We start from the raw sequence: 7,322 nt of genomic DNA on the forward strand, positions 1-7,322 counted from the left end.
CAAAAAATTCTTAATAATTATGACAAAATCTTCTACGATAATTTATACTAAAACAGATGAAGCACCAGCATTAGCAACCTATTCATTTTTACCAATTGTTAAGGCTTTTGCCAATCCATCTAACATTAAAATAGATACAAAGGATATTTCTTTAGCAGCTAGAATTTTAGCTGTATTTCCAGATTTCTTGACTCCTGAACAACAAGTAGAAGATGCTTTAGGTATCCTAGGGGAAATGGTAAAAAAACCTGAAGCAAACATAATTAAACTTCCAAATATCAGTGCTTCTATGCCACAATTAAAAGCAGCCATTAAAGAGTTGCAGGATAAAGGATATAAACTACCCAACTACCCAGACGATCCAAAATCAGATTCTGAAAAGGATATTAAAAATCGATACGACAAAATAAAAGGTAGCGCTGTTAACCCAGTTCTTAGAGAGGGTAATTCCGATAGACGCGCTCCAAAGGCAGTAAAAAATTATGCTAAAAAGAACCCACATTCTATGGGTGCATGGAGCAAGGAATCCAAAACTCATGTAGCAACAATGAGCGCTGGCGACTTTGCTCACAATGAAAAATCGGTGACTGTTCCAAATGCTACAGAAATAAAAATCATTCACACAGATACTCAAGGAAATGAAACCATCTTAAAACAAGCTTTTCCTTTATTGGCTGGTGAAATTATTGACGCTACGGTAATGAGTAAAAAAGCCCTATTAAGTTTTTTAGACAATGAAATTGCCGATGCTAAAAAACAAGGTGTTTTGTTTTCACTACATATGAAGGCGACTATGATGAAAGTGAGTGACCCAATCATTTTTGGTCATGCAGTTCGCACATACTTTAAAAATATTTTCGATAAATATAGTCAAGAACTAACTGAACTAGGTGTTGATGTCAACAATGGTTTTGGAAATTTATTAAGTAAAATATCTGAATTACCCTCAGAAAAACAAGCAGCTATCAAAGCTGATATCCAGGCCACTTATGAAAATCAACCCGACTTGGCAATGGTTAACAGTGATAAAGGTATCACCAACCTTCACGTGCCAAGTGATGTAATTATTGATGCTTCTATGCCTGCTATGATTCGTACATCTGGACAAATGTGGAACAAAGAAGGTAAACAGCAAGATACTAAAGCGGTGATTCCGGATAGCAGCTACGCAGGAGTTTACACGGCTACCATTGATTTCTGTAAAGAACATGGAGCATTTGATCCTACAACTATGGGAACTGTACCTAATGTTGGGTTAATGGCTCAAAAAGCTGAAGAATATGGTTCACACGATAAAACATTTGAAATTGCCAGTGACGGATCGGTTTCTGTTATTGATTCCAATGGTAACACTTTAATTCAGCACACTGTTGAAGCTGGTGACATTTGGAGAATGTGTCAAGTAAAAGATGCTCCTATTCAAGATTGGGTAAAATTAGCTGTTAACCGCTCAAGAGCTTCTCAAACACCAGTAGTTTTTTGGCTTGATAAAAACAGAGCTCATGATGCCGAATTAATCAAAAAGGTAAATACCTATCTAAAAGATCATGATACTAGTGGATTGGATATTCGAATTCTTTCACCTATTGAAGCTACTAAATTCACGTTAGAACGCGTTAAGGCAGGGAAAGATACTATATCCGTAACGGGTAATGTTTTAAGAGATTATTTAACCGACTTATTTCCTATTCTCGAACTAGGTACTAGTGCAAAAATGTTATCTATCGTGCCTCTTATGAATGGCGGTGGTTTATTTGAAACTGGTGCTGGTGGATCTGCTCCTAAACATGTTCAACAATTGGTTGAAGAAAACCATTTACGCTGGGATTCCTTGGGAGAATTTTTGGCATTGGCTGTTTCATTTGAGCATTTAAGTCAAGTTACCAACAATGAAAAAGCGGCTATTTTAGGAGAAACACTTGATGATGCTACAGAAATGTTATTACAAAAAAACCAATCCCCAAAACGAAAAGTTGGTGAATTAGATAATAGAGGTAGTCATTTCTATTTAGCTCTTCATTGGGCTGAAGCATTAGCCAATCAAAATAAAGATTTAGAGCTACAAAACATGTTTGCTCCAATAGCAAAACAGTTAAAAGACAATGAAGCTACTATTATTAAGGAGTTAAATAGCGTTCAAGGAAAATCTGTAAATATTGGTGGCTATTATGAACCAAATGATGAATTAACAAACCAGGTGATGCGGCCAAGTAATACCTTAAATGCGATATTAAAATCTTTAAATTAATTATAATATTAACATGAAAAGCTCCTTTTTAAGGAGCTTTTTTTATAGTTTTATTTAAAATTGCTATTTATATGACCATACGATTTTATTGTACCTTAACTATCTTACTATTTATAGGTCATAATATCTTCTCACAAGATAAATTTACATTAAGTGGTATTGTTTCAGATTTAGAAAGTAACGAAACATTAATAGGTGTTAATATCATCTTCCCAGAATTAAAAACAGGTGCTACAACCAATGAGTATGGTTTCTATTCAATTTCTTTACCTCCTGGTACTTATGAATTAGTAATTAGCTATTTAGGTTACCAAAATTTAAGGGATACAATCAACCTCACTGAAAACCTCAAAAAAGATTTTAGTTTAATGGAATCTATTGAAAGCCTTAACGAGGTTGTCATAAAAGAAAATGTTGAGAAACTCAATATAAGAAAACCACAAATGAGCATTAATGCATTATCAGCCAATACTATCAAACAGATTCCTGTTGTTTTTGGTGAAGCCGATATCATAAAAGCCATAACACTATTGCCAGGAGTTACAACTGCTGGTGAGGGCGCATCGGGTTTCAATGTTCGTGGCGGTGCAGCTGATCAAAATTTAATTTTATTAGACGAAGCCATTATTTATAACTCATCACATTTGTTTGGTTTCTTTTCAGTTTTTAATCCAGATGCCATAAAAGATTTAAAACTTTACAAAGGCGGTATCCCTGCAAGATATGGTGGTCGGGTTTCATCTGTATTAGATATTTACCAAAAGGAGGGAAACAGTAATCAATTCCATTTAAATGGTGGCATTGGATTAATTTCGAGTAGACTATTGGCAGAAGGCCCCATAAACAAAGGAAAAGGTTCTTTTTTATTAGGTGGCAGAGCCACATATGCCCACTTATTTCTACCCCTATTTGATGTTGAAAATAAGGCGTATTTCTATGACTTGAACACTAAAATAAGTTATAAACTAAATCAAAACAATAACATCTATTTATCTGGATATTTTGGGCGCGATGTGTTTAGTTTAAATGAGAGTTTTAGAAATACGTATGGTAATACGGTTTTAAACTTCAGGTGGAACCATCTGTTTTCAGACAAGCTTTTTTCAAACTTATCTCTTATTTATTCAGACTATTATTATGGGCTTCAACTGGATTTCGTTGGATTTAATTGGGATTCAGGCATTCGAAATTTCAATCTAAAATACGATTTCAAACACTATTTAAGTGATAAAATCAAATTACAATATGGGTTAAATAGCATCTACCACAAATTCAACCCAGGTGAAATCAAACCCTCAAATGACGAATCTGGTATCAATCCAGAAAAATTAATCGATAAATATGCTTTTGAAAATGCACTCTATTTGGATGTGGAACATAGAATATCGAATAAATTAACTGCGTCCTACGGTATCAGGTATAATTCATTCTTGAGATTAGGGCAGGATGAATTAAATATCTATGAAAATAACCAAGCTGTCAATTTCAATCAAACAATTCAAATTTATGAAAAGTCTGAGCCTATTGGAACTGAAAACTACAATGGAAGTGATGTCATTAAATCATTCGGGAATTTTGAACCAAGATTAGCTTTATCTCTTGTACTAAATGATAGGTCTTCTATTAAAACTAGTTACAACCGTTTAAGTCAATATCTGCATTTAATATCGAATACAAGTTCTCCAACACCATTGGATGTTTGGGCACCAAGTGGTAAATATATTAAACCTCAAATACTTGATCAAGTTGCCATAGGTTACTTCAGAAATATTAAAAATAATACCTATTCTCTCGAAGTGGAGAGTTTTTACAAAAAGGTTCAAAATCGTATCGATTATATTGATGGTGCCGATTTAATTGCTAACGATGCTATTGAACAAATTGTTTTGAATGGTGAAGCCAGAGCTTATGGGTTAGAAATTTTGTTCCGTAAAAATGAAGGCCGTTTTAAAGGTTGGATTGCCTACACCTTGTCAAAATCTGAACAGAGAACACCAGGCAGAAATCCTCTGGAGCCCGGAATTAACAATGGAAATTGGTACAATACACCTTATGATAAAACACATGACTTATCGTTTACAGGAAATTATGACTTTACAAAAAAATGGCGTTTTAATGCTAATTTTTTATTTCAAACAGGCCGACCAGTAACTTATCCAAATGCTCAATATGAGTATAACGGCATAACGGTTCCAAATTATGGATTGAGAAACGAATATAGGTTACCTGCTTATCATCGTTTAGATATTTCTGCAACCTATACACCAAAACCAAATAGTGAAAAAAGATGGAAGGGAGAATGGGTTTTTGGAATTTATAATATTTATAATAGGCGAAATGCAGCAACAATAACTTTCCAGGAAAATAGAGAAACTAGGATAAATGAAGCTGTCAGGTTTTCTATTTTTGGAATAGTTCCTTCAGTTTCATATAACTTTACATTTTAACAAAATGAAAATCAAATATATTTATATTATCCTTCTAGCATTTATAAACTTGTCTTGTGAAGACGTCGTTGACGTCGATGTTCCTACTTCAGAACCAAGATTAGTAATTGATGCATCAATTAAATGGTTTAAAGGAACATCAGGTAATGAACAATTAATAAAATTAACGCTGACTGCTCCATTTTTTAATTACAATGTACCTCCTGCAAATGGTGCTCAGGTATATATTACAGATGATAACAATAATACTTATGACTTTATTGAAGAAGATAATACTGGTATTTATAAAAACTTCAATTTTAATCCAGTAATCAACTCAGAATATACTTTAACTATTATTTACAATAATGAAACTTACACAGGAACTGAAACTTTTTTACCTGTTGCTGAATTGGAATATGTTGAACAAAATTTAGAAGGAGGCTTTACTGGTGAAGATACTGAAATAAAAGCTTTTTTTACGGATCCTGCGGATGAAGAAAACTTTTATTTTTTTGAGTTTATCCCAAGTATTCCAGTAACTCCAACACTTGATACATTTAAAGATGAATTTGTAAACGGTAATCTCATTTTTGGTTTTTATGTAGAAGAAGATTTAAATCCAGGTAATCAAGTAATCATAAGAAATTATGGTGTTTCGGAGCAATTTTATGAATTTATGTTCATATTACTCCAGCAAACCAGTCAAGGCGGCGGCCCTTTTGAAACCCAGCCTGCTACTGTTAGAGGAAACTGCATTAATAATACCAATCCTAACAATTACCCACTTGGATATTTTAGATTATCTGAAGTATCTGAAATAATATATACCATTCAAAACTGACACTTAAAAAATCAGTATTTTTGAATCATGGATTTCACTAAAACTACAGAACAGGATTCCAATTATGACCATCTCGAAAAGATGTCGGTCAGAGAATTACTATCTAACATCAATAAAGAAGACCAAACTGTCCCAATGGCTGTAAAAAAAGTCCTTCCAGAAATTGAAAAGTTAGTTTCTGTAATTGTGAAGAAATTACAAAGTGGAGGTCGTTTGTTTTATATAGGAGCTGGTACCAGTGGAAGATTGGGAATTGTAGATGCCTCAGAATGTCCTCCAACATTTGGAGTGTCTCATGATTTAGTCATCGGACTAATAGCAGGTGGAGATTTAGCAATAAGAAAAGCTGTTGAGTTTGCAGAAGATTCAAAAACGCAAGCATGGAGTGATTTGTCACAATACCATATCAATTCAAATGATGTTGTTATTGGTATTGCGGCTTCTGGAACAACACCTTATGTTATTGGTGGACTAGAAACCTGTAATAAAAATGATATAGTTACTGGATGTATTACCTGTAATCATGGGAGTCCATTATCAAAAACTGCCAAATATCCTGTAGAAGTCCTTGTTGGACCCGAATTTGTAACCGGGAGCTCACGTATGAAGGCAGGCACAGCTCAAAAATTAGTACTCAATATGATTTCAACCGCTGTAATGATTCAACTAGGAAGAGTGAAGGGAAACAAAATGGTTGACATGCAATTAAGTAATAATAAATTGGTGGACAGAGGTACTAAAATGATAATGGATGAATTGAACCTATCTTACCATGATGCCAATAGACTTTTAGAAGAACATGGTAGTGTTAGGTCTGCTATAGAGAACTTTCATAATGAAAACTAAACATACCAATAAAGAAGTTTTGGTAAATGGTCTCAAAAAATTGGCCATAGCTCTTTTATACATGTTTTTAGGTCCTATCTTGTTACACATTGCATTTAGTAATCAAGAAAAACCCTTATATATTCCTATCTTAATAGTTGGATTATTAATTTGTTTTTTTGCTATCTACATGGCCTTTAGAGGTCTTAAAACCATTATTGATAGCATGTTCAATTCAAATTGAGTGATTTAGGGGTAGTTGGATTATAACCGAAATCAGAATCAGGTAGACTAATATTTATGCCATCTAGAATATAGTTAATAATGGCATAATGATGAATCGTGTGGCTATTAGCTTGTGCCAGTAAAGCCGAAAATGTATAGATTACATCTACTTTCCCAAGTCCTAAATCATCTGTTACCAAAACTTCCCTTTCCAAGTCCTTACAGCTTAAATTTTGAAGTCCATCCTTAATTGTATTCAAGTAACTTAAAGCAGAATCGCAACTAGTTTCTACCTCTAAATTCCGACATCTTTTAGTTAAATCAAAATTATTATTACTTGGGTTTAAAATGCAGTTATAGAAATCAAGAATATGTCTGATATGTGATCCTACACTCGAATGGTATGGGGAAACAGACTTATTGGTTAAGTGGTCATTGGATAAATGTGATAATAAGATTGTTGTTTTTTGAAGGCTTTTTAAATTGGCTTTAATTATCGGATTCATAAGCAATTTTGAAACTATAAGAATAATTAGTCAGTAATATAATTAATTTTCCTCAATTAGTCTTTAAAATCCCAATACCTTACAAAACAAAAAACCCTTTCATTGGACAATGAAAGGGTTCTCAAAAAAGGCGGCGACCTACTCTCCCACGAGTGCAGTACCATCGGCGCTAACGGGCTTAACTACTCTGTTCGGAATGGTAAGAGGTGAGCCCCGTCGCTATAACCACCTTAAGTCTTTCGGACACT

At 33.7% G+C, this 7,322-nt stretch carries 6 protein-coding genes and 1 rRNA gene; 5 read left to right on the forward strand and 2 right to left on the reverse strand.

Translation table 11 applies throughout. The features are described from left to right. The first annotated feature begins 19 nt into the window (after window positions 1-19). The 5 genes from C1T31_RS11310 to C1T31_RS11330 all read left to right on the forward strand — a co-directional run bounded on the left by C1T31_RS11310 (window position 20) and on the right by C1T31_RS11330 (window position 6,587). Complete coding sequence (locus C1T31_RS11310; protein WP_103052599.1) at window positions 20-2,248, forward strand: NADP-dependent isocitrate dehydrogenase; 2,229 nt, start codon at window positions 20-22, stop codon at window positions 2,246-2,248. Window positions 2,249-2,319: 71 nt separating this feature from the next. After that, window positions 2,320-4,695, forward strand: a complete 2,376-nt coding sequence (locus tag C1T31_RS11315) for a TonB-dependent receptor (protein ID WP_103052600.1) — start codon at window positions 2,320-2,322, stop codon at window positions 4,693-4,695. A gap of 4 nt (window positions 4,696-4,699) precedes the next feature. Then, the gene (locus C1T31_RS11320) at window positions 4,700-5,518 is read left to right on the forward strand and encodes a DUF4249 family protein (protein WP_103052601.1); all 819 of its coding nucleotides are present in this window, start codon (window positions 4,700-4,702) and stop codon (window positions 5,516-5,518) included. A 27-nt stretch (window positions 5,519-5,545) separates the two neighbouring features. Beyond that, window positions 5,546-6,364: an N-acetylmuramic acid 6-phosphate etherase gene (gene murQ / locus C1T31_RS11325; RefSeq protein WP_103052602.1), complete on the forward strand. Its 819-nt coding sequence runs from the start codon at window positions 5,546-5,548 to the stop codon at window positions 6,362-6,364. Beyond that, window positions 6,354-6,587: a DUF6095 family protein gene (locus C1T31_RS11330; protein WP_103052603.1), complete on the forward strand. Its 234-nt coding sequence runs from the start codon at window positions 6,354-6,356 to the stop codon at window positions 6,585-6,587. Before murQ ends, C1T31_RS11330 begins: the two co-directional genes overlap by 11 nt. Here the strand turns inward: C1T31_RS11330 and C1T31_RS11335 are convergent. Both C1T31_RS11335 and rrf read right to left on the reverse strand, forming a co-directional pair. After that, window positions 6,574-7,074 carry a hypothetical protein gene (locus C1T31_RS11335; RefSeq protein ID WP_103052604.1) on the reverse strand — a complete coding sequence of 167 codons (501 nt, stop codon included), beginning with the start codon at window positions 7,072-7,074 and terminating at the stop codon, window positions 6,574-6,576. The two genes, C1T31_RS11330 and C1T31_RS11335, sit on opposite strands and share 14 nt — an antisense overlap. Before the next feature lie 125 nt (window positions 7,075-7,199). Beyond that, window positions 7,200-7,307, reverse strand: a 5S ribosomal RNA gene (gene rrf, locus C1T31_RS11340). Between the last annotated feature and the right edge of the window lie 15 nt (window positions 7,308-7,322).

It is taken from the genome of Hanstruepera neustonica, from assembly GCF_002895005.1.
In the GTDB taxonomy this organism is placed as follows: Bacteria; Bacteroidota; Bacteroidia; order Flavobacteriales; family Flavobacteriaceae; genus Hanstruepera; species Hanstruepera neustonica.

Bases quoted from the DNA above. Each gene is read 5' to 3' on its own strand.
- C1T31_RS11330 (WP_103052603.1), top strand. From the start codon at position 6,354: ATGAAAACTAAACATACCAATAAAGAAGTTTTGGTAAATGGTCTCAAA.
- C1T31_RS11315 (WP_103052600.1), top strand. From the start codon at position 2,320: ATGACCATACGATTTTATTGTACCTTAACTATCTTACTATTTATAGGT.
- C1T31_RS11320 (WP_103052601.1), top strand. From the start codon at position 4,700: ATGAAAATCAAATATATTTATATTATCCTTCTAGCATTTATAAACTTG.
- murQ (WP_103052602.1), top strand. From the start codon at position 5,546: ATGGATTTCACTAAAACTACAGAACAGGATTCCAATTATGACCATCTC.
- C1T31_RS11335 (WP_103052604.1), bottom strand. From the start codon at position 7,074: ATGAATCCGATAATTAAAGCCAATTTAAAAAGCCTTCAAAAAACAACA.
- C1T31_RS11310 (WP_103052599.1), top strand. From the start codon at position 20: ATGACAAAATCTTCTACGATAATTTATACTAAAACAGATGAAGCACCA.